The sequence below is a fragment of the Leeuwenhoekiella polynyae genome (assembly GCF_004104075.1).
GTDB classification, from domain to species: domain Bacteria; phylum Bacteroidota; class Bacteroidia; order Flavobacteriales; family Flavobacteriaceae; genus Leeuwenhoekiella; species Leeuwenhoekiella polynyae.
Genome location: NZ_QOVK01000009.1, coordinates 1 through 25,908 on the forward strand (window position 1 = coordinate 1; position 25,908 = coordinate 25,908).

Sequence of the window (25,908 nt, forward strand, 5' to 3'; positions counted from 1 at the left end):
GAGTTATCCACTGACGTTCTAATAGACTTGATACGGTAGAAGAAAGCTACAAGAATAAAAAGCATACGTATCCATACCCAAAGGGTAAACGAATCATAAATTCCCTCGGTTCAGAATAGGCGCAGGCAGCTCCGAAGGACAGGAGCGGTAGCGACGCGGAGCTGACAAGACGGTTTTTGCCTGATAAGGCAAAAAATTCCTAAGCGAGGGGGTCTTTTCTTTTGTTGAGCCTGCCCTGAGCGATAGTCGAAGGGTTTCTTTGGACAAGCAAAGAAAATGAACAAACATGATTAGAAGGAAGCACTACTCAAATCGACGTTAGGAGATTCACGAGTTCCCGTAAAATAACAAACACGCGAGCTAAATCTCTGTTAGGAGATCAATCAACATTTCATTAGAAATATAACTTCTATTCGTGTTTCTGTTCTTTTGTCTTGATACGGCAAAACATGTCTTTGAGCGAGTTGATGCGGCTGGAAACCAAAAAATCAAGGCTCACAAGACTAAATCTGGTGTTTAAGACCAGCTTTAGAAAATTTGATCTCGATTATCGAATAAATTACTCCTTCCAATAATCCACGACCAGAACATCTTCTAAAACCGGACCTAACATCGCACCAAATTCTTGATGCTTGGGATGCACCAAATACGTATCCCGATCTTGCTCACTCGTAAACGTGACAAAAAAGCAATGGGTAAAGCCTTTATTTAAATTTTCCGGACTGTTGTTGAGACCCCACTCGAAAGCTTTGATTTCATCGATTTCAACAGCCAGATTGGCAAAGGCGGCTTCTACTTTTTCAACTTCAGCGGGGGTTGCGGATTCTTTAAAACTGAATAACACCACATGGCGCAACTGACGCGCTTGCTCTTCTGCTTGGTTTGTAACCGCTTCTTCAGCTTCTGAATTCATGTCTTTACAGCTGGTAAAAATGAGTAAACCTATTAAAAGGTAACATGTGTTTTTCATGATTTAACTTTAATTCTTTCTTACTGGTCTACGGCTATATCCGTTTTATCAATGATCTCCTGAGCTCTTTCAAAGTCAGCTTTATGAACGTACAACTCTATATCATTCTGCGGAATTCCAAAACCTCCCAATCTAGCGGATTCAACGTGATCCTTTATACGTGTTGAAATGTTTTCTTGATCCAAAAGAAACGCAATTCGATTAATTATAATCGAAGTATTGGTCATTATTTTTAAGTAATCTTCCATATTCTAAAGCTTTAATTTCAAAAACTCTATGCGGGTCTCCACCTATTCTGAATATAGAAATTTAGGACTTTCTACTCGTATAATTCAACTTAACGATTAATTTAATCGTACTAAACACTATGTTTTAACTCCTCAACACTACCCATATATGCTTTAAGACAAGGGGCCCCCGTTGTACAAGGCTACCACTTTTTTGAAATCGATCGAAGTGTTCAGTTCGTAGAAATACTTCAACTGCCATTTTTGAGTGCGTACCGCTTGTTTACTTTGCGCGATGTCCCAGCTGGGGTATACTCTACATGCGCGTTTACCTGCTTGGGTTGCTGATGAGATGATCCCTTTTTCAAGCAGTACTTCTTTTGGAAATACAAACTGACCAAAAGCCTCTGCTGAGCGAACATTGACCACATACAAATCACCAGGATCTTGTGCATCAAACGGCTCAATGGGTCCGTTGCCAGTACGTTTCCAGAACGTCACAAACTGCCCGACTTTCTTAGGTGTAATTTTTGAACTTCTGCTTACGATCCGTGTTCCGTTTAATTTAAACCGGCACGCATCATATTCCTTACTTTCCGGCTCCATAAAAAATTCTGAAATCTCCAGCGAACATTTATCGTAAACTTCCGTTTTTAGGGTATTCAGATTTTTATCCATGCAATTGGTGTTCTTTAAAAGTGCCTCCATGCAGTGGATTATAATGGTTCTATTGGACAATAGTTTTTATAAGCGCTCATAAGATTTTAGTTTGTTGATTATGACAGATTAAGTGCTTTTACAAATACTTTGTACAGGAAAAATCTATAACATATTTTTTCAAGTTATCTGCCGCATTTCTATATTATCATGACTTAAGCCAAACCTCTCATACTTGTATCTTATGAAACGAGAATACTTATCTTCATGTGTCGACAAAACAACCTGTTCTTGCGAAAAGTTATGTTTAAGTAACTCAATTAGTGAATGAGTATTTATTTCATCCAAAGTCTGTATTGGATCATCAATCATAATTACACCTAAATCATTCTGATTATAAACTTTGTTCAAGACTAACATTAAAGACATTACTGTAGCTGAAAGCTGACCTGAACTTAGAGAAAAAGATGCTTCCTGCTTTCTTCCAAGAGGATGAATCATAATTTCGGGCGTTGCTTTATCAATATCGGCGTTAAATACAAGCCCTGTTCCTAAGGAATGATTTTGAAGTATTTTACTTGTATATATGTAGAATGGCGCAGTAATATTTGCAATTATTCCTTTTAAGTATCCGTTGATCTGGCTTTTAAGTAAATCTCTTACATCGGTACATTTCGTTCTAGTTGCATCTAGCTTAGTCAAATCCGCTTCAAGTTTAGTAACCTTCTTGTTAATTCCATTGAAATATGCATAATGAATATAATTAACCTTTTGCTCGATAGCTTCAACATCTATTTTTCTCAACTCCTCTAATGAATTGTTTAACTTACTTAGGAACGTTTCTCGTAACTCATCCGTTCTCAAATCTGCGCTAAATTGAGGGGTATATTCGGAAACCTTAGAACGAACAGATTCAATGACTTCATCTAATTCTTCCTTTTTTAATCGTCGATTAAATAAAGCTTTCAAGCCTTTTAATTCCTCTTCTGAGAACAGAGTTAAGTTCTTTTCAAATTCTTCCGACCAATTAGTCTGATTTGCCCTAATTCTTAAGAACTCGTCTGACCCAATGAGAACTAGCTTATTTTTTTCAATTTGATCGACCCTATCTGAAATACGCTTTAATAAATCCAGTTCGTCAATCTCAGCTTCCCATAATTCCTGAGCTTTTCTAAGTTTTTCACGAGATTTATCATTTGATTTAAAGATTAGTTCTTCCGTTTCCTTAAACCGAGATAATAATTCATCTTTAGTACCCCAATCATGAGAGCAGGTTGGACAAGTTCCATTCTCTAGCAATTTTATAGATTCTAAAGACTTCGTATAAACCTCTAGGAAAGAATCCCGTTTGTCCCTGATCTCTTCAATGAGCTTATTCTCTGAAGAAAGAAGGTTTTTAAGTGATAATAATTCACTTATCATTTTTTTAAGCTCTTCGTACGTATTATTATCTTTAATTACGTATTTGAGGGCTTCTTGTTTTTGTTGAAGAGTATAATAATCTTTACTCTCTAATGACTTGGATAAAATGGTTAGAGAGCCTTGTTCCATTGTTTCCTTACCTCTTTGTTCATTTTCTTTTATAAGAGTCTCGATATTGACAACATTCCAATAATTTCGGACAAGATTATCAATTCGTACGCGTGATTCAAGTAACTCTCTTATCGAATGAGCTTTGATAATTTTTTGAATCGATTGCTCGTTAGATTTTAGATAAGAAAATTTTTGAAGTTCATCTAAATAGCTAGCCCGAACTTCACTCTGAGAAATAACTAAATCTTTTTTATCCCAAGGAAGTTCCTTAATCTCAATGAGACGGCTATATACAATCCTTTCTCCTGCTCTTTCAAGAATTGCTTTATTTTCCTCTTTAACAAGAGTTAGTTGTTCTCCCAGCGCTTTCTCCTTAGCTTTAATAGTACGTATAACGTCGCCCGTTTTCTTTAACGTGTCATTTTGATCTTTAATCCCTAAAAGCTCGCTTAATCCGTTGTATTTATCCTTTGCCGATTTTTTAATGAAATAAGTGTTTTCATCTTGTTCAACATAGTCTAGAATAGTAAAGAACTTTTCAATATTCGTATACTTCAATAATTGCCCTAGCGTCTGATCTTCAATATTTTCATTGTTTAATTGAATCAAGTATTGTTCTATTTTTTCAAAGAAATTTCGAGGGTTTTTATCTCGATCCGTAATAGAACTAGCGCCTGGATATTTTCTATAGACATATAGTTTATTTCCTTCATCATCATAAAGAGTTAATCCAATCTCGATAGGTTTATTTTTATCTCTATGAAAAGAACTATCTCCATATCCAACTGACTGTTTTATGTTAGTATTGTCCTTGAAACGTCTTAAGTTTCCAGTGAAAGCTATCTCTAGAGCATCAAAAACAGTTGTTTTTCCGTACCCATTTGGGCCGTCAAATAACACTAGGTTCTTTTCACCAAAATCGAAAGAGTAATCTTCCAGACATTTAAAATTCTTTACCTCTAAACTCCTGATTCTGTACATCGTTTAATCTTCTTTCGTGATTAACTCTACTAAATCATTAATATCCGCTCCCATATCGTGTTCTAAGATGGAATTATAAACGCCAATTAAATTAAGTTCATCTAATTTTGAGAATATACTTTTATCAATATCCTCGAGAACTCGTTTCTCTCCATCCGTAACATGGTAGTTTAAAAATGGGATTTTCGTAAAAATCCTCGTAAGCAAGTTAAACCAAGGTTCGTCAGAGAAGTTCTTGAGCTTATCACTATTAAGAGAAACAAGTTCAGTAAGTGATAGAACAAGCGTTTTGTCAATTTCTTTTATTTTATCATTTAATACTTCCAACTCACCTTGAGAGTACGTTAAAATGTATTTCCTTGACTGATAATAATTTTCTTCGCTTTTAAGCATCCAGTTTATATCCTCCGTTCCCTCATCATTTTCAGCAACTATTATTAGGGATAAATTCTTTTCAATATATCTACTCTTGTATTCCAGTAATTTATCGCTCCTTAAAGTTCCTATCATGGAGTTCAACTCATATTCAAATTTTTTCAAATTACCATCAACTTTTTGACGGAACATAGAAACTTTACCAAACTGAAATAAGAAGAAGTCACTTTTCTGCAATTCAGGATAGTGTGCCAAGATAAACGTAGAATCATTATACATAAACTCTTCACTTTCAAGTCTATACCCCTCTATAAGATTTTGTATTAGTTCTTTCATGCATTTAATTCATTTGACGCCTTATCAATTTTTCTTAGTCCGAATACTCTGTTTTCTTCGAAAGAATCATCACCATCCAGAGCAAGATCAGTAAAGATATTGTTCAATACATCCTTTGCATCGTTAAGATCTAAGTTTAAGTGTTGATTTATGAAAAAAGAAACGTCATTAGAAACGGGTTTTTTTGCAAGCTTTTCAACCTCCTCCATGAGTTGGCTAGAATATCTTTCATCATCTGGAATATCCCTATTCAAGAGAGTGGCTTGATAGATATTGTGGGTCTTTTTACAAGTAAATGCCAAGGACGCATAATTAGGTCCATCATTAATTGAAGTTATTGCCCTACATAGAATGTCTATGACAAGAGTTTTATTCAAATAATCTCCGAATTCAATTAGGCTGAAACTGCCTTTTAAATCTTTATGAGGAATAAGGTTGTTTTCCAATAAGCCTTTGAACTGAGCATCATCGAGCTTCCCTAGCTCAAGAATAACTCTATCTATCTTCCCCTTTTTCTCTAACATATCATCAGAATTAAGATCTTTATAAGAATTCAATTCTTCCATCATCGCATGAAAGAAATTCCTTTTTACATAGTGCCATCCTATTTCAACATTGTAGGCTTTTGGAGCGTTTTTTATGTCATTAATAATTTCTGTAAACGGGATTTCTTTGCGAACTTTTTTAGAATGGCTATCCTTTATCAAAGAATCTACTTTACCACAAAGAAAAGCATATATAATATCAAGGTCTGAATAAGCGAAATCAACTCCAATATGATTTAATACCTTCTCAATTTCGATTTTAGTCTTGTCCTCAATATTTTCAACCGTGTACACTCCAGAAATTAAGGAAAAGGAAGTATCAATATGAGCAGAAAATCGGTCATCAAAACTTTCTTTATCCCAGTCCGTTATATTGTACCAGCTTACCAAATAGGATTTAATCGGTTTATTACGCACTTCATTTCTCTGAGATCTAATAGTTTTGCGACCATCAGCAGGGTCTTTCAACTCTTTTATTGAATACGTATAGCGATTTATTAGCTCTTCAACTGTATTCTTAAAAGCACTCATACTTGAATTAGCTATTGCCTTAACCTGGTACACTTCTAGTTCATTTTCTCTGATTGAGAAGTCTTCGTCTGATTCTATAAGTAAGGCGTTCCTAGATGTAAGGTTATCAACTCCAATACCCATGATTTTCTCTAGAGCCACGCAAATTGCAACTTCTCCTTGAAAAATAAATCCCGACCAACTTGGGGTAGCATCTCTCTTTGACATTTAGTGATTTAAGAATATTTAGTTTATTTGACTAAACTCAGTTTTATTTAGAAAACAGCTATTAATACTTAGCCTAAAACTACCCCAAAATCTCCAAACCCCTTTACACAATTCTGTAATTATCAAGCCATAAGCCCCTAAACCCTACAATTAGGGGGTATTTCCCCTCGGGTTTGCTTCGCCCTATACCCATTGATCCCCCATAGTTTCTCCATTGTTTTACCATTAAACCCCAGTGTTTATGGACAATTAATGGAGTATCAATGGACAATCTATGCATAAACCCCTAACAATACCCCTAAAAAGGCCGCAGCGTTGCAGGTGTCAAAAACGTGTTAAACCCCAACGGCTTGTAAGGCATCCTTCATAACTTTAAACTCTGATACATTAAGATTTTAGATTTATGAGCAACGCACTGGAAGCCTGGTTAGAAAAAGATACGTTTACCTCTAATGTGAGCCGCGGATTGATTTCCGGGGTGTTGGGGGGTATTGCCGGAACGGTGGTAAAAGCTGCTATTGAAAAAGTTTTAACTGTACGCAAACCCAATACGCGTTCTGCTCAGGTGAAAATGGTAGACGATCTCTCGATGCAATTAACGGGAGAGCGCATCAGCGAAAGCAATCACGAACTCGCAGAGCAATTGGTGAATATTCCGTTTGGGGCCAGTCTGGGTGCTACTTATGGTTATGCGAAACGCGATAAGCTCGATACCAATATTCTAGACGGTTTGGCCTATGGCGCAACCACCTGGGTAGGTACGCACGAGACTTCGTTACCCCTATTGGGTCTTAAAGACAATCCTACAGAAATTCCTGTAAAAATACAGATCAACGAGTTGATCGCCCATGCAGCCTTTGGGATCACGACCGAAATCGTACGGGGTATTATTGCAAAAAAACTCAGGGAATAGCTTAAAGTCCTAACTTGCATACGTAAAGAACCGCCTCAAAATACGGCTGTAAAGTGTTTATAAACTAGCAAACGGAGTTTGCTGAAGATGTAGTCTTCTACAAGCTTAGACTTAAAAAAATACCGCTTAAAACAGGTTTACCCGATCATCGGGCAGGCTCACACCCTTGAAGCATGGACCATTGAATTTAAAAGAGTATAGCGCAAAGATTCGCAGTTTTATAAACAGTACCGATTTTGCTAAAGCGATACTGATCACTACAGGTATCGTAATTCCTATTTTAACGGGGTATCTTTTAGACGCACTCGGCATCGGCCTTGCTATCGGAACCGGGGTCTTGTTGAGTTCGCCAAGTACCGTAACCGGAAGTCTGAAAAACAAGCGCATCGGTATTGTGATTTCGGCTTTTCTGGGCGCACTCATCAGCCTTATAGGCAGTTATATTCCTGAAGTATACTGGATACAATTACCCTATTTGGGGATCAGCATGTTTGCGCTTTCCTTACTTTCTGTATATGGGTTTCGAGCATCACTGATCGGTTTTGCCGGACTCTTTGCGGTGGTGTTGAGCTTCGCCAATTTATCGGCTTCCGGTTTAAGTCCGTTAGAACGCGCTGCACTCATCGTGGTAGGTGGAATCTGGTATTTAGTCCTGACCCTTATCTACGATCTTATCGCTCCTAAAAAGCAGGTAGAAGAGCTTTTAGAAACCGCAGTAGCTTTGTGTGCGAGTTATATTGAAGCACGTGGCGAATTCTTAAAGCAAGCCACCGATCGCGATACCGGACTCAATCGTTTATTCACGATTCAAAGTGAGTTTAACGAACATCTGGAGAAATTACGGGAGATCTTACTCATCAACAGGCATGCTTCCGGTACCTCGAGTTATTACCGAAAGCGCTTTTTGATTTTAGGCGAACTCGTAGATTTATCAGAATTGTCGCTTACCAGTCCTATTCCGCCCCGTAAAATGCACGACGTTTTAAAAAATTACCCGGAGCAGCTGGAAGCTTTTATTCAACTGAATAAAGCGCAAAGCGAAAGTTTAAAACGCATCGCCCACACCAATCTTAAAAAACACGATGTCAATTTAAGTCCGCTGGACACTGCCTTAAAAAACACAGCGCAAGCTCTGGAACGCTATCTGGAAAACAACGCGTGGGACAGCAACTACCTGGTGGTTAAAAACCTGTATGAATTACAGGAAAAACAAGCACAACGTATTTTTAGTATTGCAGATCTGCTAGACCGAAACAAGAACATCAAAAGCACTAAATCTGATTCTACTCATGAGGTTGAACATTTTATAACCCGGCAAGATTATAGCTTTCAATTGATTCTGCAGAACCTCAACCGGGACTCCCCCATCTTTAGGCATGCCTTTCGCATAGCCGTTACTGCGATAGTGGGTTTTGGGTTAGGCAGCTTTTTTGACGTTCAAAATCCGTATTGGATTTTACTCACCATTGTGGTGATTATGCGGCCTAGTTATGGCCTTACCAAACAACGTTCTAAACACCGCATCATCGGTACGCTCCTTGGCGCCGCAGTAGCTACCGGTATTGTCTACCTCTTTCAAGGTGATAAGATGCTCTTTAGAATTCTGGCTATTTTAAGCTTTATTTTGGCTCAGGCCTCCTTGCAAAAAAACTACCGTACCGGTGCACTTTTTATAACCCTGAGTATCATTTTTGCGTATGCACTTTTAAAACCCGATGTGCTTTTGGTGATTCAATTCAGAGTAATAGACACGGCTATGGGTGCCGGTCTTGCTGCACTGGCCAATGCCTTTTTATGGCCTACCAAAGAAGCTAAAACCCTTAAACAAAACCTCTCCGAAAGCCTGATTGCCAATCGCGATTATTTAAAAGCAATAGAGTCTCATTATGAGACTAAAGAAAAGATTGCGCTACCCTATAAAATGGCTCGCAAGAAAGCATTTTTAGCAACAGCAGCTTTAAATGCAGGGGTACAACGCTTGTTGCAAGAGCCTAAAAAAACAGAACAACTCACCGGGAAACTCTATGAACTCGCGGTGCTCAACCACGCTTTTGTAGGCGCATTAGCCTCAATAGGAACGTATTTACGCGGCCATAATGTGACCCGTATGGATGATGCTTTTCACAACTATACCGCACCTATTTATAAGAATATGGATACAGCCATACAATTGCTGGAGCACAATACCAGCAATCCTGAAGTGGTCACGGTTACGGAAGGCTATTTTGGCAACTTATCCTTTAAAGAAAAAAACGAACAACTTCTCGAAACCCATATTCTCAGCGAACAATTAGAGTCCCTTAAAAAGCTGAGCGAGCAGTTTAACAAACACTTGAAAAATTTAAAAGGCTAGTTTTTAGATTGCATTGAGAATGGCAGCGGCTTTAAGCAGGGTTTCTTCTTCCTTAGCAAAGCAAAAACGCAGCAATTGATCGTCTTGACCATTCACATTAAATACTGAAACCGGAATACTTGCGAGTCCGTTTTCTTTAGTCAGCCGCTCTGCAAATTCCGGTGCGGGTTCGTCTGTTATTTTGCTATAATCCAGCATTTGAAAATACGTCCCTGCGGAAGGGGTAACTTGAAATCGGGAATCCTTAATCGCCTCAATAAACACATCGCGCTTCCGTTGATAAAACGCACTTAGATTCAGGTAATGCCCGGGTTCTTCCAAATAGGTTGCCAGCGCAACCTGCGTAGGATGATGCACACAAAACACGGTGCTCTGATGTACTTTTCTGAATTCGTGCATCAATGCTTTAGGTGCCAGGCAATACCCTGTTTTCCACCCGGTAGTGTGAAAGGTTTTGCCAAAGGAAGCCGTGATCAAAGAACGTTCTGCCAATCCCGGAACACTTGCGACACTCTGATGCTGTTGGTTATCAAAAACAATATGTTCGTACACCTCATCACTCAGGATCAGGATATCTGTCCCATGCACCAATGCTTCCAGACGCTCTAAGTCTGCTTTCTGAAAGATCATTCCACTGGGATTGTGCGGATTGTTGATGATCAGCATTCGGGTTTTTGGCGTGATAGCCGCTGCCACCGCATCCCAATTAATTGAAGTATACGGCGCTTCTAACTGCACCGGAACGGGAACACCTCCTTGTACTAAAATTGTAGGTTCGTACGTATCATACGCGGGTTTCAACACAATCACCTCATCGTCGCGATGCACAAAAGCGGTGATGGCCACATACAAGGCTTCAGAAGCACCAACGGTCAGGGTGATTTCAGATTCCGGATTGTAATATTTTCCCCTAAGCTCCAGAACCAATGCTGCAATCTTTTCGCGTAGGCGTAAATTCCCGGCTAACGGAGCATACTGATTGTGACCCGCTTGCATCGCTTCGGTTACCAGTTGGATCAAAGCAGGATCGGTATCAAAATCAGGAAATCCCTGTGAGAGGTTGAGTGCACCGTACTCGGCAGCCAGTTTACTCATCACTGAAAAAATAGATAGCTTGCTATCGGGTAATTTACTACGCATTAGTCTTTTCTAAAATGGTCTGCTACCGCTTCTAGCTCCTCGTACCATTGCTCCCCAAATTTACGGATCAATGCCTCTTTAGTAAACTTATAAACCGGCACTTGCAGTTCTTTACCCAGGCTGCAGGCATCATCACAAATAGGCCATTTGTGATAATTAACAGCTGTAAATTTTGAATACTCCTGCAAACGCACGGGATACAAATGACACGAAATAGGTTTTCTAAAGTCCACTTCGCCTGCATTGTACGCATCTTCAATACCGCAAGAAGCGACCCCTTCCTTGGTAAAGGTTACGTATGCACACTCAGCCCCGTTAACTAAAGGAGTTTCCAACTCCTCTAAATCGGTTTCAATATGCGTGCCTTGTGCCTCGATAGCCGCAATGCCTTCTTCCCGTAAAAAGGGTTTTACTTTAGGGTAAATAGCTTTAAGAATAGCTACTTCGTTAGGTTCTAAAGGAGCCCCCGCCTCACCGGCAACACAACACTCGCCTTTACACGCGGAAAGATTACACACAAAATCCTTTTGAATGACCTCTTCTGAAACTATGGTTTGATCTATTTGAAACATAGCGCAAAGATACATTTTCTCAAATACTGTATCTGCTCCTGAGTAGTTAAGATACACGGCACTATAAAAGACTCACCAAGCGGCTATTAAACCAATAATCTACCTCGGGGCAAGACCCCCAGAAATTCCTCAGTAACAAATTTTCAATTTCAAGACGAGCCTCGGGATATTAAAGCCTTTGGCGGTGCCAATAATTCGCAGATTATGTATAGGTTAAATCTACCCACTAAACCTATTATATATCAAATAAATAGATGTAATTTTGCGCCCTCTTTAAAAAAAGGAACGATATGGCATTTGATATTAAAGAAATCGTAACGGCAACGATGATCTTGTTTGCAATTATTGATATCATCGGTAGCATTCCCATCATCATTGGTTTACGTGAAAAAGTAGGACACATTCAGAGTGAGAAGGCTTCTATTGTAGCTGCCGTTCTTATGGTATTGTTTTTATTTGTGGGTAAAGAGATCCTTACTTTAATAGGTATTGACGTAAACTCGTTTGCAGTAGCAGGTTCGTTTATTATTTTCTTCATTGCTTTAGAGATGATCTTGGGTATTTCGCTTTATAAAGACGATGCTCCGGAGACTGCTAGTGTGGTACCCCTTGCCTTCCCACTCGTAGCCGGTGCCGGTACCATGACCTCCTTACTTTCGATGCGTGCAGAGTATGCCGTAGAAAACATCATTGTGGCGATCATCATCAACATTCTTTTTGTGTATGCCGTCTTGAAAGCATCGGGCAGAATCGGAAAAATCCTAGGAAAACAGGGAATTAATATCATACGCAAAATCTTTGGTGTAATTTTGCTGGCGATGGCTGTAAAGCTGTTTACAACAAATATTCAAGGACTTTTTTAAATACACCCCATGAAAATCGCACTTTATATCATACTTGGCCTGGCAAGCGCATTGCTTATTTTTAATCTTACTAAAATAGATTATAGCGCTCCGTTTGAAGGAAATAGTATGGTGGGCGTTATTTCGGTTATCGCGTGTCTGTGTGCTATTTTGCTGGTTGTAATCCTGATGATCTCCAGAAAGATTGCTGTTAAAAACAAAGAATTGAAAAGAAGGCCTAAGAACCAATAAACGCAGGGGTATTCTCTTTAGAGTAGCGTAACCAAAGTAGGGTTTATAAATTCATACACGATACCGGCAAAAAAAGTAAGTATCGCCAATACTAGAAAGATCTTGTGTAGTTTTTGAAACAAAATTGCCCGCTTGAGCTTTTTGAGCATCTTCCGGTTTTTAATACTAAGCATCTGCTCTTTGATCTCTTCTTCTGAAAGATAAAACGGACTCACAGAAATACCACTGGAAATCAAGATGTTTGCACTGTTATCCAGCAATCTAAAAATCGCTGCAATGCAAAAGACAAATATAGAAGCTATGATAACCATTACTCGTTTCTACTTAAGGCTATTATTTTCTGAATAGCTGCATCTTCTTCATTAATCAGCTTTTCAAAAACCGTATTACCAAAAAGTTGCTGCGCCATTACGGCCTTAAGATACCGTTTTAAATCATTTTTGTAATCTTTTACCCGAATTTTAAGATTTCTACGATTCATATACGTTACAAAATCCTGAATACTGGCATCAGATATGGTAACCTCCTCGTTAAAAGCTTCTAACGACAGACTGTTATAATACGGGCGGCGCTTTTCAATCAATTCAAAAATAAAGCGTGACATATATCCCGCGCGCAACGCATAGGTAATCGCTTCTTTCTCATAATTAGTATCCTTCGGGATAAACACATCCGGGATGATACCACCCCCACCGTAAACCACTTTTCCTCCCGGAGTTACATACCGCAGACTGTCTGCTACGGTAATGCTGTCTACACTTTGCATCTCCCCGTTTTTATAGCGCGATAAGTAATCTTCATAATAGGCTTTATTACCATCTGCATACGGGCGTTGAATGCTTCTTCCTGTAGGCGTATAGTACCGTGCAATAGTCAGGCGCACAGCACTACCATCGCCCAACTCCATCTCGCGTTGCACCAGTCCTTTACCAAACGAGCGTCTTCCTACAATGACACCCCTGTCGTTATCTTGCAAGGCACCTGCAACAATCTCACTGGCCGAAGCGGAGTTCTCATTGATCAGAACATACACCTTACCTTGCTCAAACTCTCCTGCATCAGTAGCATACGCATTTTCTATTTTTCCCGTTTTGTTTTTAGTAAACAGAATGAGTTTATCTTCTTTTAAAAACTGATCGGCTATTTGTTCTGCCGCGGAAATATACCCTCCCGGATTACCGCGCAAGTCTAAGATCAGCTCTTTGGCTCCCTTCCGCTTCAGCGAAAGAATGGCTTTTTCAAACTCCTGAGGCGTACTTTCGGCAAATCGATTGATTTTGATATACCCTAACGTATCGGTTGCCATATACGAAGCATCAACACTTTTTAAAGGTACAACGGCACGGGTAACATTAAAATCCAATAAGCCTTTAACTCCGGGGCGCTTTACTTTAAGAGCCACCTTAGTATTCGCCTTACCTTTTAACTGATTGGTAATCGAATCATCAGCAACAATAGCACCCGTTAAGGGTTGCCCATCTGCCGCAACAATACGATCGCCACCCCGAATCCCTGCTTTTTCACTAGGCCCGCCGGGAATGGCTTGTATGACAGCTATACTGTCTTTAAAATTGTAAAAGCTGATCCCGATGCCTACGAAGTCTCCTTTCATACTCTCGTTCACCTGCTGCAATTCACTGGGGGGGATATACACCGAATGCGGATCGAGATTCTCCAGAATTCCATTTACCGTAACTTCAACAATAGAATCGGTATTTATAGGATCTACGTACTCATAGTCGATGTAATCAATGAGCCGGTTGAGCTTTTCTTTCTTGGAGTTTCCCCCTAGAATGTTGGTGGGATTGTTGCTGTAATTAAACTGGCTGCCAATGTAGATGCCTAAAGCAACAGCCACGCAGAAGAATATGGGCAGGTATTTTTTTTGGTAACCTCCCATTATTCGTCAATATTTTCAATACAAGCTACCTGTACTCCCGCGCGTTTTAAGAAATCAATTCCGCTGGGATCTTTATAGGCTTTATTAAAAACCACCCGTTTGATACCCGCCTGGTGCACCAGTTTACTGCATTCGGTACAAGGAGACAAGGTAATGTAAAGGGTAGCCCCTACACAAGCCTGTGTAGATGAAGCTACTTTGAGTATTGCATTGGCTTCCGCATGAAGCACATACCACTTGGTATACCCCTCTTCATCTTCACATACATTTTCAAAACCCGTAGGGGTGCCGTTATATCCGTCAGAGATGATCATCTTATCCTTAACGATAAGCGCGCCCACTTGTTTTCTTTTACAGTAAGAAAGTTTTGCCCATTCGCGTGCCATACGTAAATAAGCGATATCGTACGTGCGTTGTTTATCTGAAGTAATTGAAGACATATATTTATAAAACCGTACTTGAAGTACAAGCTGTTAAGCTTGCGAAGATAAAAAACTTAAGGTGCATAACATCCTCTAAAAAATGCTTTACCACGGATAATTAGCCATTAACATTGGGATTACCATACCGATGACCACTGCCGAAATAAACAAACACCAGTCTCTCCTTGAAAATCTAAAGATCGTCTGGCAGATAAAACCTAAGATTAAAACAACCAATACAATGATGATCTGAGCAGCTTCAATACCCAATCCGAATTCTAACAGCGGTAAGATTTTACTTGATAAATGCGCAGTCAACGATTTAAAAAAGGATGAGAAACCCAACCCGTGTATGAGCCCAAAGAAAAGTGCTGTTATAAACAATACGCCTAGTTTATCTTTATGAGCTCCTCTGCCGGCAGTAAATACATTGTATAATGCCGAGACAAAAATGGTAACCGGGATCAAAAACTCTATAATCCCCCGATCTACACTAACGACGCCATAAACAGCCAGAATCATTGCGGTCATATGACCTACTGTAAACAACGTAACCATTAAGAGCACACGCCTCCAGTCTTTAAAGACATAAGGCACCGTTAATACAATTAAAAATAAAACATGGTCGTACGCCTTGTAGTCTAAAACATGCTCTAGACCTATTTTAAAATAAAACCAAAAATCTGACATAAGGAAAACTTGCAATTTCACCAAAACTACAATTATTTCCCAAAGTTGCTGTGTTAAACGTTAAACTATGTCTAAACAGAAATCTAAAAAATTAAGGCTTTCGTAATTTCATTTTTTAAAAGCAAACCTATGCATCGCTTCTCCAAACTTATAGTGCCCGTATTTCTCACACTCCTACTCGTAAGTTGTGGTGCAACACCCGGGTTTACCTCCAGCCAGGACACCACATTACCCAATGCACCAGACTATACGTATATAGATACGAAAGGCAATGTGTATTCCATCAGTACCAAAAAGCTCATTTATGATCCGGTTTCTGAAGACAATACCATAGACGGTCTGGATGATGAAGGCCGGCATCTGGAGTTGAATATAGCGCTTAATGATTATGCAAAAATGGCTGCCGCTTGTGAGCAACAGTTAACCACTCCTCAGAACGAACTTCCTGCCAATTATACCGGTTATGTGATTCCCACATTAACCCGAAAAACCGCTGAAGAAACGGTGCAAATCGACCTCAGCATCAAAGCGGTAGACGAACTCGACTATATCATAAAACCCTTTTTAAAAGATGAATAAACCCAAAAACCCCATACTCAAAAAAGGGTTTGAGTTTTTCATCTTTATGAAAAATACCTATCTGGCCTGGGATCGTAACGATCCCTTTGCCAAGAGTGCCATCATTGCCTATTACACCTTGTTCTCGCTACCTTCCCTACTGATGATTGTGACCTCAATCGCAAGCACGTTTGTAGGCACAAAAGCGGTACAGGGACGTATTCACGATGAAATCGCCCGTTTTATCAGTCCGCAAGTAGCCGTTTCTATTGAAGAAATGATAGGCAATGTCACCTTACAAGATGATAACTGGATCACGCTGATCATCAGTATCGCTGCATTGATTTATGGTGCAACCGGAGTCTTTTTTCAGATGAAGAAGACGATGAATACCATCTGGAATGTCACCGAAAAAAACCAAAACTTCAAACGCATGCTCATCAACCGGGCTATTGCTTTTGGGATGGTTTTGGTATTGGGTTTTATGCTTTTGGTAGCCTTTGTAGTAACCGTATTGCTCAACTTACTCACCGATTATCTGGCGCAGTTCGCACCCGTAATTACAGTCATTTTTGCCGATGCGCTACGCTTTTTGATTTCGTTTATATTCATCGCTTCCCTTTTTGCAGCAATCTTTAAGATTTTGCCTGACGTAAAAATGGGTTACAAGACCACCGTTTTAGGAGCGAGTATTACCGCGATTCTTTTTCTAATAGGAGAAAGCCTGTTGGGCTATTATTTTTCCAGTAGTAATCCTGCTTCGGTATATGGTGGCGCGGCGTCTATTGTACTTATGCTGCTCTGGGTAAACTACACCTGCCTGATCTTGTTTTTTGGGGCTGAAATCACCGTACAATATGCACTGGTCAAAAAACATAAGATCGTACCGAGCAAGCACGCAGAATTTGCGCATACCGAAGAAACCAAAGCCCTGCGCGAGAAACAAAAACAGCTTGATGCCGATAAAAAAAAAGCGATCGAATTAGCAACCAATCCTGAAGACCCCAAGAATCCTACTTCCTAACCTTGCGAATCAAGCACACATAAACGGGAAAGTGATCGCTGTAACCGCCGGTATAACTACCATTTGCAAAACTTCTAAAAGGGTAATCTTTATAGGCACCACTTGGGGTCTGTAAAAACCGCTTGTTAAAAATACCCGCTTTGTAATATTGAAAGCTATCGTAGTCTTTTTTTAGCCACGCAGCCGAAAGTAAGATCTGACCAAAAAGATTCCAGCTATCGCGATAAGCAAGCGTGCCCAAACCTTTCTTAAAAAACTCATCCATAAAATTATACAGTTCGTTAATACCCAGATTTTTCGACTTGTTTTTAGTTCCCATTACTTTTTTTCTACTCATCAGAGGTTTTATTGGGAATTTTTCATAATTAAAATCCCTACACATCAATATTCTAAATAAACACTCTATTTTTAAATAATGAAGATTTAAAAATTAAACTAAAATGGCATTAGGAACAATAGCAGGATTAGCCTTTAAAACTTGGGCAATAAAGAAAATTTTTGACACAGGTTTTAATATTTTTTCTAAAGGACTGTTGAATACAGAAGAAATAGAAAAAGAGTTCAGTGCAGTAATTGATAAAGTTTCCAAAAAATTATCTAAACAATATCCTTTGGTTTTTGGAGGTAAAATGAAAATGATATTAAGCGATGACGAAGTATTTAATGAGCTAATGAAGCTTTTATTTGAATCATCTTCCATCGAACCTAACCTTCTAAAAACAAAAATTGATACAACAACAGTACCCGAAGGCTTTGTCGAAAATTTAATTGAAGAGCTCAAAATCGAGATAAAAAGAAATATTAGACTGAATGCAATCTTTACTAATAATAAAATCTATATAGCAATTCAAGGAATACAAACTGAAATTTCTAGAATAGAAAAAAACACATCAATAACTGTTGCTGAAATAATAAAAATTAGAACTTATTTATTAGAAAATCTTGACCCTGCATTTTCTTTTCAAAACTTTTTTAAAGTATACAAATCTAACGCCATCGGCAATTTATCACAGATAAATTTTATCGGCTTGGGTGTTGATATGTCAGTAAAACGAAACAGAAAAAACCTTAAAGAAATATTCGTTGAGCCTTTCCTAGAGGTGAAAGTAAACAACAAACCAGGAACACGTAAGCAATTAGACTTTATAGATAATTTACCTGTAGAGACCCAAATTTGTGATTTGTTTGAAAACGGTAAAAATATTGTGATTTTGGGTAATCCGGGTTCTGGTAAATCTTTATTGATAAGATATATCATCTGTGCAATTCTCAAGGAAGTTGAATTCAAATTCAACTATATCAATTCTGATGAAGTAGTGCCGTTTAGAATTGAGCTTAGGAAATATCTAGCATACAAGAAAGCTAATCGAGGTAATATATTTAAATATTTAAATAATCTTCTTGAAGAAGAGTATGGTTTACAGATAATTAATGAAAAATCGCTTTTATCAATATTAAAAAATCAGGATTGTATATTTTTCTTCGATGGTTTAGATGAAATTTTCAAAATACAAGATAAAATCGGGATAAAGAATGATATTGAAAACTTCCACAATCAATTTGAAAACGTCAGATCAGTAACAACATCTAGAAACATTGGCTATGAAGAAGCAAAACTTAATGAAGATAAATTTGAAGAACTAAGAATTTCAAATTTTACGGAAAGTCAAATAGAGGAATATATATCTAAATGGTATAAAGTTGAAGAAGAAGATGAAATTAGACGTGAAAAAGAGATTTCAGGGCTTTTAAATAAGAAAGATGAAATTGATAACGAGCTTTTATCTAATCCATTACTTTTAGCATTGATAGTAATTCTCTATAGAAATGTCTTGAAGCTACCTGAGTCCAAATTAGAAATTTACCAAAGTTGTACAAAGACACTTGTTGATAAATGGGATGAAGAAAAAAGTTTAGAAATAGATCTAGATAATGATATTTATAAGGATAGGGAAAAGATATTCGCTGACTTAGCTTATTGGCAATATGAGAAACTTAGTAGCGAAAACTCAAATGTCGTATTAACTTATGAGGACGCTAGAAAAACTGTTGAATCTTCTATATTAAATAAATTGGAAAAAGTAGATAATTATAATTGTGAAGATTATTCAAATAGCTTTATGGAATATGCAAAAAAAAGGTCCATTTACTTTGACAACAACTTCACACATAAAACTTTCTTAGAATACTATACGGCTTATTGGATATACTCTAATATTGAAAAAAAACATAAAATCAATAAAAGAGACGCATTAATTGAGAAATACATTCGAAATTCATTTTGGCATATTGTTTTGGAGTTACTATTTAATATGATTGATAAAGATCAAGCAGATACTGAAATAATAGATAGAATTTTAAAAAATCAAATAGCAAAAAATAACGATGCGTTACCATTCTGTCTTTCTATTTTACCAGGTTTGAAAAATGTGAGTATAAAAATCGAAAAAGAAATATGGGAAAATAGTCTTAAGGTTATTTTTCAAGAGGAAAGAATAGATAATAAGGGAAACATTAGTATTAAGCTTATAAGCCTAAATTCGATTACTCAAAACTTAACTAAACATACTAAACAAAATAAATTGCTATCAGAGGTTTTCCTAAAAATCATTAGCAATGAAACATACCCTAAAATTCTTGTTTATAAATACATCGTGGAAATATCAATATTTATAGAAAATAAACTTTCCCTTTTTGAAATGGGTTTTGAATTTGATAGAGATATTATCTATTCTGATCCACACTTAGCATTAAGTTATCAATACTTAGTAGAGGATTTAAAAGATGACAAAATCTCAAAAAAAGATGAACTATTCCGTTTTGTGAAAGAATTTGGCTCTACAATTTTTTTTAACGAACCAATGTCAACATATGCTGGGTTCAAGTATCCGTCATTTGCGTTTCTTTTTTTTAGGCATTTGCAATCATATTTGGAAAATGGTGAACTAATAGATGTATTTCACACTTTGCAAGAATATGATCTAAGTAAAAGCATGTTTATTGATCACCTTCAAGAAGATCCAGAATTACCTATGATATATAGTATGGACCAAATTAAGGAGTTTTTCATATTTGCAGAAAATTGTAGCGATATAGAAATAAAAGTCATAATACTTCTTTATTTAACAAATAGTTATGCACGTATCAACTCATCTTATAGAGAAGAAGATTTTATAACATTAGAGAATTATAAAGTATACCCAATTATTAGGATGATGCTAAATAATGAAAGTTCAGAAGATATAACTTATCGTATTTTAACTTTGATTTGAGTACGAAATTATTTTTCCAAAAAAAGACTTTATTTTGATCTAAAGACTGAGATGTCCTAATTCTGGGAATATTAAGTGTTACCCCAAAATTTGTCAATTCTATATTGTTTCTTCTTTTACTATTTATAGAAAACCTTTATTCGCAATACGATAAATCTTGTAAAATACTAATTTGTATTATGCTCCCTAATCAAGCACACATAAACGGGAAAGTGATCGCTGTAACCGCCGGTATAACTTCCGTTCGCAAAACTTCTAAACGGGTAATCTTTATAGGCACCACTCGGCGTCTGTAAAAACCGCTTGTTAAAAATACCCGCTTTGTAATATTGAAAGCTATCGTAGTCTTTTTTTAGCCACGCAGCCGAAAGTAAGATCTGATCAAAAAGATTCCAGCTGTCCCGATACGCAAGTGTGCCCAGACCCTGCTTTGCTAAAGCTTCCATCGGATTATAAACATCTTTAAGTCCCACGTGTTTCAATTTTGCTTTTGCTTTTAAACCCTTCTTTACACTTTTATTTTTAGGATCATCATTAAGATCCCCCATGGTAATGATTTTAGCATAGGGTTCCTGACTCAAGATCGAATCAATGATCTTTCGGTTTAAAACAGCCGCTGCAACCCGTCTGGCCTGGCTACGGGCTTCTCCTCCGCTTCGGGAAGGCCAGTGATTTACAATAATGTGTACCCGTTCTCCCACAAGATTACCACTCACCAGTAATTGATCTCGGGTATAAATGCGTTTGTTTTCTCGTTCCGGATCAAAGAGCTCCAGCTCATAAGCTTTACTGCTAATAGGCTGAAACACCATTTTATCATACAACAAGCCCACATCTATACCGCGTCGATCGGGAGAATCGTAATGCACGATTCCGTAGTCCGTTTTTTGCAAAACCGGCTGACTGACCAGATCTTCAAGCACCTTACGGTTTTCAATCTCCGCAACCCCCAGAACCGCTGGTCCGTTTTCAGCTTCCGGAGGTCCTATTTGTGCGATCACCTCTGCCATTTTTGAAAGTTTATCCGCATAAACAGCTTCCGTCCACCGGTCTTTGCCTTCGGGAGTACGATCGTCATCAAAGGTTATGGGATCATTTTCGGTATCAAAAAGGTTCTCCAAATTGTAAAACGCTACCGTAACCAGCTGATAATCTTCATGCTCCTGACTAAAAACCCACAGATTTGGGTTAAGAATGAACACAATAAGAACACTTAATCGAGTTTTTAACATAACACACCTAAAATCAAGCCATTAAGTTAAACTAATTTTTAATTTAGAAGTGTACGCCCCCGCTGAAAATCAATTAACTCTTTTCACTGTGTACAAAAACATATTTTTTATAGCGCTAGTATTCAGCTTAGAAACAGGTCTAACGCAAGAGATTCGCATCCGCGGAATCATCAAAGACGCGACAACAGCTGCTGCTATTCCAGAGGTTGTGATCCGTATTTTAAAAACGGATTTACATACCTCAAGTACCCCAACCGGAACCTTTGAATTGAAAGGCAAGCTCCCCGATGGAAATCAAACCTTAGTATTTTCAAAACAAGGCTATCTCGAGCTTCGGTTACCTGTAAGTCTTCATGCCAATCAAAACTTGTATTTAGAGTACATCCCCTTAGAAGTAGATCTCGCTGAAGCCAATCAAAACCTAACCTTGATCAGTCTTTCTGATATGCAGCTCAACGGAGATGAAACAGCACGTGACAATGTAGTTTCCGGTCTTTTAGGTGCTACGAATGATGTATTCAGTAATGCAGCAGCTTTTGATTTTAGCGCTACCTTTTTTAGGCCGCGTGGTTTGGACAGCAAGTACAGCAGGGTACTCATCAATGGTATTGAACTTAATAAATTCAATACCGGAAGACCGCAGTGGAGCAATTGGGGCGGACTCAATGATGTCATGCGCAATCGGGAGTTCAGTCCGGGAATTACGGCTAATGACTATACGTTTGGCGCACCGGCGGGGACACTTCATTTTAATATGCAAGCTTCCTCCTATCGCCGTGGCGGGCGAATCTCCTATGCTTATGCCAATCGCACCTATACCGGCAGAGCGATGGCGAGTTATACTAGTGGAGTTACTCAATCAAATTGGGCCTATTCCGTTTTGGCTTCCCGTAGATTTGGGCAACAAGGCTATGTAGCTGGAACACTTTACGACGCCAACGCTTTGTTTATAGGAATCGAAAAAATACTTGCTGAGCACCACAGCCTCAACCTGTCCTTGTTGTATACGCCCAATCGCCGCGGAAGAGGTACTGCATTAACTCAGGAAGTAATTGATTTGAAAGGAAACAAATACAACCCCAACTGGGGGTTTCAAAAGGGTGAACTGCGCAATGCCCGACTCCGGGAGATCGAAGAACCTCTTGCTATTTTGACGCATAACTGGAAGCTCGATAAAGAGCGGACTTTAACAACCAGCTTGGCGTATCAATGGGGAAAAACCACAAACTCACGCATCGATTACACCGGAAGCACGCTAGTGCTCAATACCAATGGTCAGGAAAGCTTTTTAGGTGGTGCCCGCAATCCTGCACCCAATTACTATCAGAACTTGCCCAGTTATTTTCTACGGTTTGATAATCCTACAGCCGCACACTACCAACAAGCGTATTCAGCTCAGGAAGAATTTACAACAAAGGGTCAGCTGGACTGGGATGCTTTATATAAAGCCAATCAAGCTGCAGCAACAACCGGACTCAATACGATATACGCAATACAAAACGATGTAAATAGTGATCGCTTAATTCAAGCCTCAAGTATATTAAACAGCAGTTTTTCTGAACATCTTGATCTGGATGCTCGCCTTTCAATTGCTCAGTTGATCAGTGAGAATTATGCGGAAATCGATGATCTGTTAGGGGGAAGTGTCTGGCTTGATATAGACAGTTTTGCCGAGGATGACAATACTACCGGTGGAGATCTCGCACAAAGCGACCTTCAGCATCGCAACAGACTGGTTACCGAAGGAGATCGCTACAAATACAATTATTCCATTCATGCTTTTAAGGCTTCGGCATTTGCACAACTTCAAGGTACTTACAACCACTTTGACTTTTATACGGGTTTGCAACTCGCACAAACCAACTATCAACGGGAGGGTTTGTATGAAAACGGATATTATCCCGGTACACAATCTTTAGGTAAAAGTGAAGCAGTCCATTTTACGACTCTCAATGCCAAAGGTGGGTTTACGTATAAATTCAACGGGAAACATTTTGCACAATTCAATGCCGGGGTGCTGGCTCAACCCCCTACTACAAACACCGTATTTACCAATGCCCGACAAAACAACGCTGTTATCGAAAACCCTTCCGCAGAAAATATAATGAGTTTAGATGCCAGTTACATCTACCGAAGTTCGTGGCTTAAAGCACGATTAACAGGCTACTATCTCGATTTTACAAATGGAAGCGAAGTCTCGTATTTCTACACGCAGTCTTTGCAAAACCCCGCAATTGAAAACGGCAATGCCCTGGTACAAGAAATCACGACCGATATCTCCCGTCAGAACTTAGGGGTTGAACTGGGTGCCGAATTCAAAGTACTGCCTACCCTGTCATTTAAAGCTGCAGCTGCCCTAAGTCAAAATACCTATACAAACGATCCCAAGGTTTATTACACGACTACCTTAGCTGATGCGCCTATCGCCTTTGGCGATGGGCATGTTAAACTTAAAAATTACCACGTTTCCAGCGGACCCGAGCAAGCGCTGCAGCTAGGTTTTGATTATCGGGATCCGGATTTCTGGTGGTTGGGTGGCAGTTTAAACCGGTTTGCGAATGCGTATGTAGACGTGAGTTATTTGCGCCGGTCTGCCGCGTTTAGCTCAGACTATGACGGACTCCCTCTCAACGACTACAATCCTGAAATTGCTGCTGGATTCCTGCAGCAAGAACAACTCGATTCGTATTATTTGATCAATCTCGTGGGAGGAAAATCATGGCGCATCAAAGACTATACCCTTGGCTTTTTTGCGTTGGTCAATAATCTGTTGAATACCCGGTATAAAACCGGCGGTTTTGAAGATTCCCGCATTGGTGATTACCGAAGTCTTCAGGAAGAACAAAACAGGCAAACGCCCTTGTTTGGCAACCGCTATTTTCTAGGTTATGGAACAACCGTTTACGCCAATTTTTACATTCGATTTTAATAGTCCGTTCTCACGGAATCAAAATTAAAAGCATTATGAAAGCACATCCCTTTTTAAGTTTTCTAGTCATTTTTAGCACCCTGAGCTGTGTCACCAATGAATTTGAAGTCCCAGATACTTCACTACCAGAGGTGGTACCGGAAGGCACCGAGGTACCTATTACTTCTGTAATTAATAATCTTACCCAAAGTACAGAACCCATTATCGAATATGAAGACTCAGACACCTACCTTACCGGTTATGTAATTAGCAGTGATGTAGCGGGTAATTTTTATCACGAACTCGTACTACAAGATGCTCCTGAAAATCCACAGGGTGGAATCACGATTCAGCTGAATCAAAACGCCATCTATACCGTTTTTGAACCCGGTCGTAAAGTCTATGTGTATCTTGACGGACTCGCAGTCACAACTGAAAATGGCATTGTACAGATGGGCATACGAGACGGCAACGGGATCACTGATATTCCGAATTCCTTAATTGGCAAACACGTACTACGAACACCTGAAGTTGCCACACTAGTCCCATTACCTATTTCAATCGCTGACTTTTCTGAAGCGTATGAGAACTTGTTGATCAGTCTTGAACATGCACAGTTTAATCGGGATGAGGTTTTAGACGAATCTATAAAAACATTTGCCGGTGAAGTGACCGATGAATTTGACGGTATCCGGCTGTTAGAAACCTGTGATACAAAAGGCAGAACATTGGTAAGCACCAGTACGTTTGCTAAGTTTAAATCTGTTGCACTCCCCACAGGAAGCGGAACCATTCAAGGAGTACTGAGTCGGGATTTTTACGATGACTTTTACATCATTCGCATCAACACCACAGCAGCTATTGATTTTACAAATACTGAGCGTTGTGATCCTGTCGAACTCCAATGCGGTCTTGCAGAAGTTTTAGGAACAAGCCTTCTTTTTGAAGACGACTTTAGCGAACAAACCCGTAACAATCCCATAGAAGGTAACGGCTGGACCAATTTTATAGAGTATGGAATTCAAGCCTGGGAAGCCTATACCGCAACCGGTAATAATGCTTCACAGGGAGTTTCTGCACGTATAGACTCGTATCAATCTGGTGATGCTCTGAGTGTTTGTTGGTTGGTCACACCGGCAATTGATTTAGCTTCTAACACCCATGTGAGAATCAGGTTTGAAACCAGCAGTAGCTTTGCAGACGGTAGTGATCTTGAAGTGCTGTTCAGTTCAGATTGGGATGGCGATGCGGCAACACTTACGCAGGCGAACTGGTCTGTTCTGGGTGACGCATTTGTAATTCGTGATCAGGATTTCTTTGGAGATTGGTACAGTTCTGGCATCGTGAGTTTATCCTGTGCTACCGGTGAAACCGGTTATGTAGCTTTTAAATATACCGGCAGTACACATGATGACTTTGATGGCACCTATCAGCTTGACAACATAAGTATTACGGCAGACTAAGCAAT

At 38.9% G+C, this 25,908-nt stretch carries 23 protein-coding genes; 9 read left to right on the plus strand and 14 right to left on the minus strand.

The features are described 5' to 3' along the window. Positions 1 to 559: 559 nt before the first annotated feature. The 6 genes from DSM02_RS11055 to DSM02_RS11080 all read right to left on the minus strand — a co-directional run bounded on the left by DSM02_RS11055 (position 560) and on the right by DSM02_RS11080 (position 6,362). Positions 560 to 970: a Dabb family protein gene (locus DSM02_RS11055; RefSeq protein ID WP_128765697.1), complete on the minus strand. Its 411-nt coding sequence runs from the start codon at positions 968 to 970 to the stop codon at positions 560 to 562. 20 nt (positions 971 to 990) lie between these two features. Then, entirely contained in the window at positions 991 to 1,218 is a 228-nt protein-coding gene (locus DSM02_RS11060) for a putative signal transducing protein (RefSeq protein ID WP_128765698.1), read from the minus strand. A gap of 153 nt (positions 1,219 to 1,371) precedes the next feature. Beyond that, the gene (locus DSM02_RS11065) at positions 1,372 to 1,905 is read right to left on the minus strand and encodes a MepB family protein (protein WP_240674035.1); all 534 of its coding nucleotides are present in this window, start codon (positions 1,903 to 1,905) and stop codon (positions 1,372 to 1,374) included. A gap of 129 nt (positions 1,906 to 2,034) precedes the next feature. Further along, entirely contained in the window at positions 2,035 to 4,368 is a 2,334-nt protein-coding gene (locus DSM02_RS11070) for an AAA family ATPase (RefSeq protein ID WP_128765699.1), read from the minus strand. Positions 4,369 to 4,371: 3 nt separating this feature from the next. Continuing rightward, positions 4,372 to 5,079 carry an ABC-three component system middle component 1 gene (locus tag DSM02_RS11075; protein ID WP_128765700.1) on the minus strand — a complete coding sequence of 236 codons (708 nt, stop codon included), beginning with the start codon at positions 5,077 to 5,079 and terminating at the stop codon, positions 4,372 to 4,374. Next, on the minus strand, positions 5,076 to 6,362 hold the full coding sequence (locus DSM02_RS11080; RefSeq protein ID WP_128765701.1) for a hypothetical protein: 1,287 nt from the start codon (positions 6,360 to 6,362) through the stop codon (positions 5,076 to 5,078). Before DSM02_RS11080 ends, DSM02_RS11075 begins: the two co-directional genes overlap by 4 nt. A 403-nt stretch (positions 6,363 to 6,765) precedes the next feature. On the opposite strand from DSM02_RS11080, the gene DSM02_RS11085 reads away from it, so the two are divergent. Both DSM02_RS11085 and DSM02_RS11090 read left to right on the plus strand, forming a co-directional pair. Beyond that, positions 6,766 to 7,275 carry a DUF1440 domain-containing protein gene (locus DSM02_RS11085; protein ID WP_128765702.1) on the plus strand — a complete coding sequence of 170 codons (510 nt, stop codon included), beginning with the start codon at positions 6,766 to 6,768 and terminating at the stop codon, positions 7,273 to 7,275. Positions 7,276 to 7,456: 181 nt separating this feature from the next. Then, positions 7,457 to 9,628 carry an FUSC family protein gene (locus tag DSM02_RS11090; protein WP_164918293.1) on the plus strand — a complete coding sequence of 724 codons (2,172 nt, stop codon included), beginning with the start codon at positions 7,457 to 7,459 and terminating at the stop codon, positions 9,626 to 9,628. 3 nt (positions 9,629 to 9,631) lie between these two features. Here the strand turns inward: DSM02_RS11090 and DSM02_RS11095 are convergent, their stop codons facing one another. Both DSM02_RS11095 and DSM02_RS11100 read right to left on the minus strand, forming a co-directional pair. After that, positions 9,632 to 10,768 (minus strand): methionine aminotransferase, encoded by a 1,137-nt coding sequence (locus DSM02_RS11095; protein ID WP_128765704.1) that lies wholly within the window; start codon positions 10,766 to 10,768, stop codon positions 9,632 to 9,634. After that, positions 10,768 to 11,340, minus strand: coding sequence for a DUF3109 family protein (locus DSM02_RS11100; RefSeq protein ID WP_128765705.1), 573 nt, complete (start codon positions 11,338 to 11,340; stop codon positions 10,768 to 10,770). The genes DSM02_RS11095 and DSM02_RS11100 overlap by 1 nt, the downstream gene beginning before the upstream one ends. Positions 11,341 to 11,630: 290 nt before the next feature. On the opposite strand from DSM02_RS11100, the gene DSM02_RS11105 reads away from it, so the two are divergent. After that, complete coding sequence (locus DSM02_RS11105) at positions 11,631 to 12,203, plus strand: MarC family protein (RefSeq protein WP_128761624.1); 573 nt, start codon at positions 11,631 to 11,633, stop codon at positions 12,201 to 12,203. A gap of 9 nt (positions 12,204 to 12,212) precedes the next feature. After that, a complete protein-coding gene (locus DSM02_RS11110) occupies positions 12,213 to 12,434 on the plus strand; it encodes a hypothetical protein (protein ID WP_128765706.1) in 222 nt (73 codons plus the stop codon). A 17-nt stretch (positions 12,435 to 12,451) separates the two neighbouring features. On the opposite strand, the gene DSM02_RS11115 is transcribed toward DSM02_RS11110, so the two are convergent. The 4 genes from DSM02_RS11115 to DSM02_RS11130 all read right to left on the minus strand — a co-directional run bounded on the left by DSM02_RS11115 (position 12,452) and on the right by DSM02_RS11130 (position 15,446). Further along, entirely contained in the window at positions 12,452 to 12,745 is a 294-nt protein-coding gene (locus DSM02_RS11115) for a hypothetical protein (RefSeq protein WP_128765707.1), read from the minus strand. Further along, positions 12,745 to 14,334 carry a S41 family peptidase gene (locus tag DSM02_RS11120; RefSeq protein ID WP_128765708.1) on the minus strand — a complete coding sequence of 530 codons (1,590 nt, stop codon included), beginning with the start codon at positions 14,332 to 14,334 and terminating at the stop codon, positions 12,745 to 12,747. The genes DSM02_RS11115 and DSM02_RS11120 overlap by 1 nt, the downstream gene beginning before the upstream one ends. Continuing rightward, entirely contained in the window at positions 14,334 to 14,774 is a 441-nt protein-coding gene (locus tag DSM02_RS11125) for a deoxycytidylate deaminase (protein WP_128765709.1), read from the minus strand. Before DSM02_RS11125 ends, DSM02_RS11120 begins: the two co-directional genes overlap by 1 nt. An 87-nt stretch (positions 14,775 to 14,861) precedes the next feature. Then, on the minus strand, positions 14,862 to 15,446 hold the full coding sequence (locus DSM02_RS11130; RefSeq protein WP_128761629.1) for a HupE/UreJ family protein: 585 nt from the start codon (positions 15,444 to 15,446) through the stop codon (positions 14,862 to 14,864). Between the two features lie 129 nt (positions 15,447 to 15,575). Between DSM02_RS11130 and DSM02_RS11135 the strand changes: the two genes are divergently transcribed. Then, positions 15,576 to 16,025: a hypothetical protein gene (locus DSM02_RS11135; protein WP_128765710.1), complete on the plus strand. Its 450-nt coding sequence runs from the start codon at positions 15,576 to 15,578 to the stop codon at positions 16,023 to 16,025. After that, positions 16,018 to 17,028: a YihY/virulence factor BrkB family protein gene (locus tag DSM02_RS11140; RefSeq protein ID WP_128765711.1), complete on the plus strand. Its 1,011-nt coding sequence runs from the start codon at positions 16,018 to 16,020 to the stop codon at positions 17,026 to 17,028. Before DSM02_RS11135 ends, DSM02_RS11140 begins: the two co-directional genes overlap by 8 nt. On the opposite strand, the gene DSM02_RS11145 is transcribed toward DSM02_RS11140, so the two are convergent. Next, entirely contained in the window at positions 17,018 to 17,365 is a 348-nt protein-coding gene (locus tag DSM02_RS11145; RefSeq protein WP_205875138.1) for an endonuclease/exonuclease/phosphatase family protein, read from the minus strand. The genes DSM02_RS11140 and DSM02_RS11145 overlap by 11 nt on opposite strands. 103 nt (positions 17,366 to 17,468) lie before the next feature. Between DSM02_RS11145 and DSM02_RS11150 the strand changes: the two genes are divergently transcribed. Then, complete coding sequence (locus DSM02_RS11150; RefSeq protein WP_128765712.1) at positions 17,469 to 20,300, plus strand: NACHT domain-containing protein; 2,832 nt, start codon at positions 17,469 to 17,471, stop codon at positions 20,298 to 20,300. Between the two features lie 167 nt (positions 20,301 to 20,467). Here DSM02_RS11150 and DSM02_RS11155 read toward each other — a convergent pair whose 3' ends face one another. Further along, a complete protein-coding gene (locus tag DSM02_RS11155) occupies positions 20,468 to 21,532 on the minus strand; it encodes an endonuclease/exonuclease/phosphatase family protein (RefSeq protein ID WP_164918294.1) in 1,065 nt (354 codons plus the stop codon). A gap of 88 nt (positions 21,533 to 21,620) precedes the next feature. On the opposite strand from DSM02_RS11155, the gene DSM02_RS11160 reads away from it, so the two are divergent. After that, the gene (locus tag DSM02_RS11160; protein WP_128765713.1) at positions 21,621 to 24,461 is read left to right on the plus strand and encodes a TonB-dependent receptor; all 2,841 of its coding nucleotides are present in this window, start codon (positions 21,621 to 21,623) and stop codon (positions 24,459 to 24,461) included. Positions 24,462 to 24,496: 35 nt separating this feature from the next. After that, positions 24,497 to 25,903, plus strand: a complete 1,407-nt coding sequence (locus DSM02_RS11165; protein ID WP_128765714.1) for a DUF5689 domain-containing protein — start codon at positions 24,497 to 24,499, stop codon at positions 25,901 to 25,903. The last annotated feature ends 5 nt before the right edge of the window (positions 25,904 to 25,908 follow it).

Excerpts from the sequence above, each read along its gene's own strand:
- DSM02_RS11085 (WP_128765702.1), top strand. The coding sequence starts at position 6,766 with ATGAGCAACGCACTGGAAGCCTGGTTAGAAAAAGATACGTTTACCTCT.
- DSM02_RS11145 (WP_205875138.1), bottom strand. The coding sequence starts at position 17,365 with ATGAGTAGAAAAAAAGTAATGGGAACTAAAAACAAGTCGAAAAATCTG.
- DSM02_RS11110 (WP_128765706.1), top strand. The coding sequence starts at position 12,213 with ATGAAAATCGCACTTTATATCATACTTGGCCTGGCAAGCGCATTGCTT.
- DSM02_RS11055 (WP_128765697.1), bottom strand. The coding sequence starts at position 970 with ATGAAAAACACATGTTACCTTTTAATAGGTTTACTCATTTTTACCAGC.
- DSM02_RS11075 (WP_128765700.1), bottom strand. The coding sequence starts at position 5,079 with ATGAAAGAACTAATACAAAATCTTATAGAGGGGTATAGACTTGAAAGT.
- DSM02_RS11105 (WP_128761624.1), top strand. The coding sequence starts at position 11,631 with ATGGCATTTGATATTAAAGAAATCGTAACGGCAACGATGATCTTGTTT.
- DSM02_RS11165 (WP_128765714.1), top strand. The coding sequence starts at position 24,497 with ATGAAAGCACATCCCTTTTTAAGTTTTCTAGTCATTTTTAGCACCCTG.
- DSM02_RS11155 (WP_164918294.1), bottom strand. The coding sequence starts at position 21,532 with ATGTTAAAAACTCGATTAAGTGTTCTTATTGTGTTCATTCTTAACCCA.
- DSM02_RS11065 (WP_240674035.1), bottom strand. The coding sequence starts at position 1,905 with ATGGAGGCACTTTTAAAGAACACCAATTGCATGGATAAAAATCTGAAT.
- DSM02_RS11100 (WP_128765705.1), bottom strand. The coding sequence starts at position 11,340 with ATGTTTCAAATAGATCAAACCATAGTTTCAGAAGAGGTCATTCAAAAG.
- DSM02_RS11115 (WP_128765707.1), bottom strand. The coding sequence starts at position 12,745 with ATGGTTATCATAGCTTCTATATTTGTCTTTTGCATTGCAGCGATTTTT.
- DSM02_RS11060 (WP_128765698.1), bottom strand. The coding sequence starts at position 1,218 with ATGGAAGATTACTTAAAAATAATGACCAATACTTCGATTATAATTAAT.
- DSM02_RS11150 (WP_128765712.1), top strand. The coding sequence starts at position 17,469 with ATGGCATTAGGAACAATAGCAGGATTAGCCTTTAAAACTTGGGCAATA.
- DSM02_RS11140 (WP_128765711.1), top strand. The coding sequence starts at position 16,018 with ATGAATAAACCCAAAAACCCCATACTCAAAAAAGGGTTTGAGTTTTTC.
- DSM02_RS11135 (WP_128765710.1), top strand. The coding sequence starts at position 15,576 with ATGCATCGCTTCTCCAAACTTATAGTGCCCGTATTTCTCACACTCCTA.
- DSM02_RS11080 (WP_128765701.1), bottom strand. The coding sequence starts at position 6,362 with ATGTCAAAGAGAGATGCTACCCCAAGTTGGTCGGGATTTATTTTTCAA.
- DSM02_RS11070 (WP_128765699.1), bottom strand. The coding sequence starts at position 4,368 with ATGTACAGAATCAGGAGTTTAGAGGTAAAGAATTTTAAATGTCTGGAA.
- DSM02_RS11095 (WP_128765704.1), bottom strand. The coding sequence starts at position 10,768 with ATGCGTAGTAAATTACCCGATAGCAAGCTATCTATTTTTTCAGTGATG.
- DSM02_RS11120 (WP_128765708.1), bottom strand. The coding sequence starts at position 14,334 with ATGGGAGGTTACCAAAAAAAATACCTGCCCATATTCTTCTGCGTGGCT.
- DSM02_RS11130 (WP_128761629.1), bottom strand. The coding sequence starts at position 15,446 with ATGTCAGATTTTTGGTTTTATTTTAAAATAGGTCTAGAGCATGTTTTA.
- DSM02_RS11125 (WP_128765709.1), bottom strand. The coding sequence starts at position 14,774 with ATGTCTTCAATTACTTCAGATAAACAACGCACGTACGATATCGCTTAT.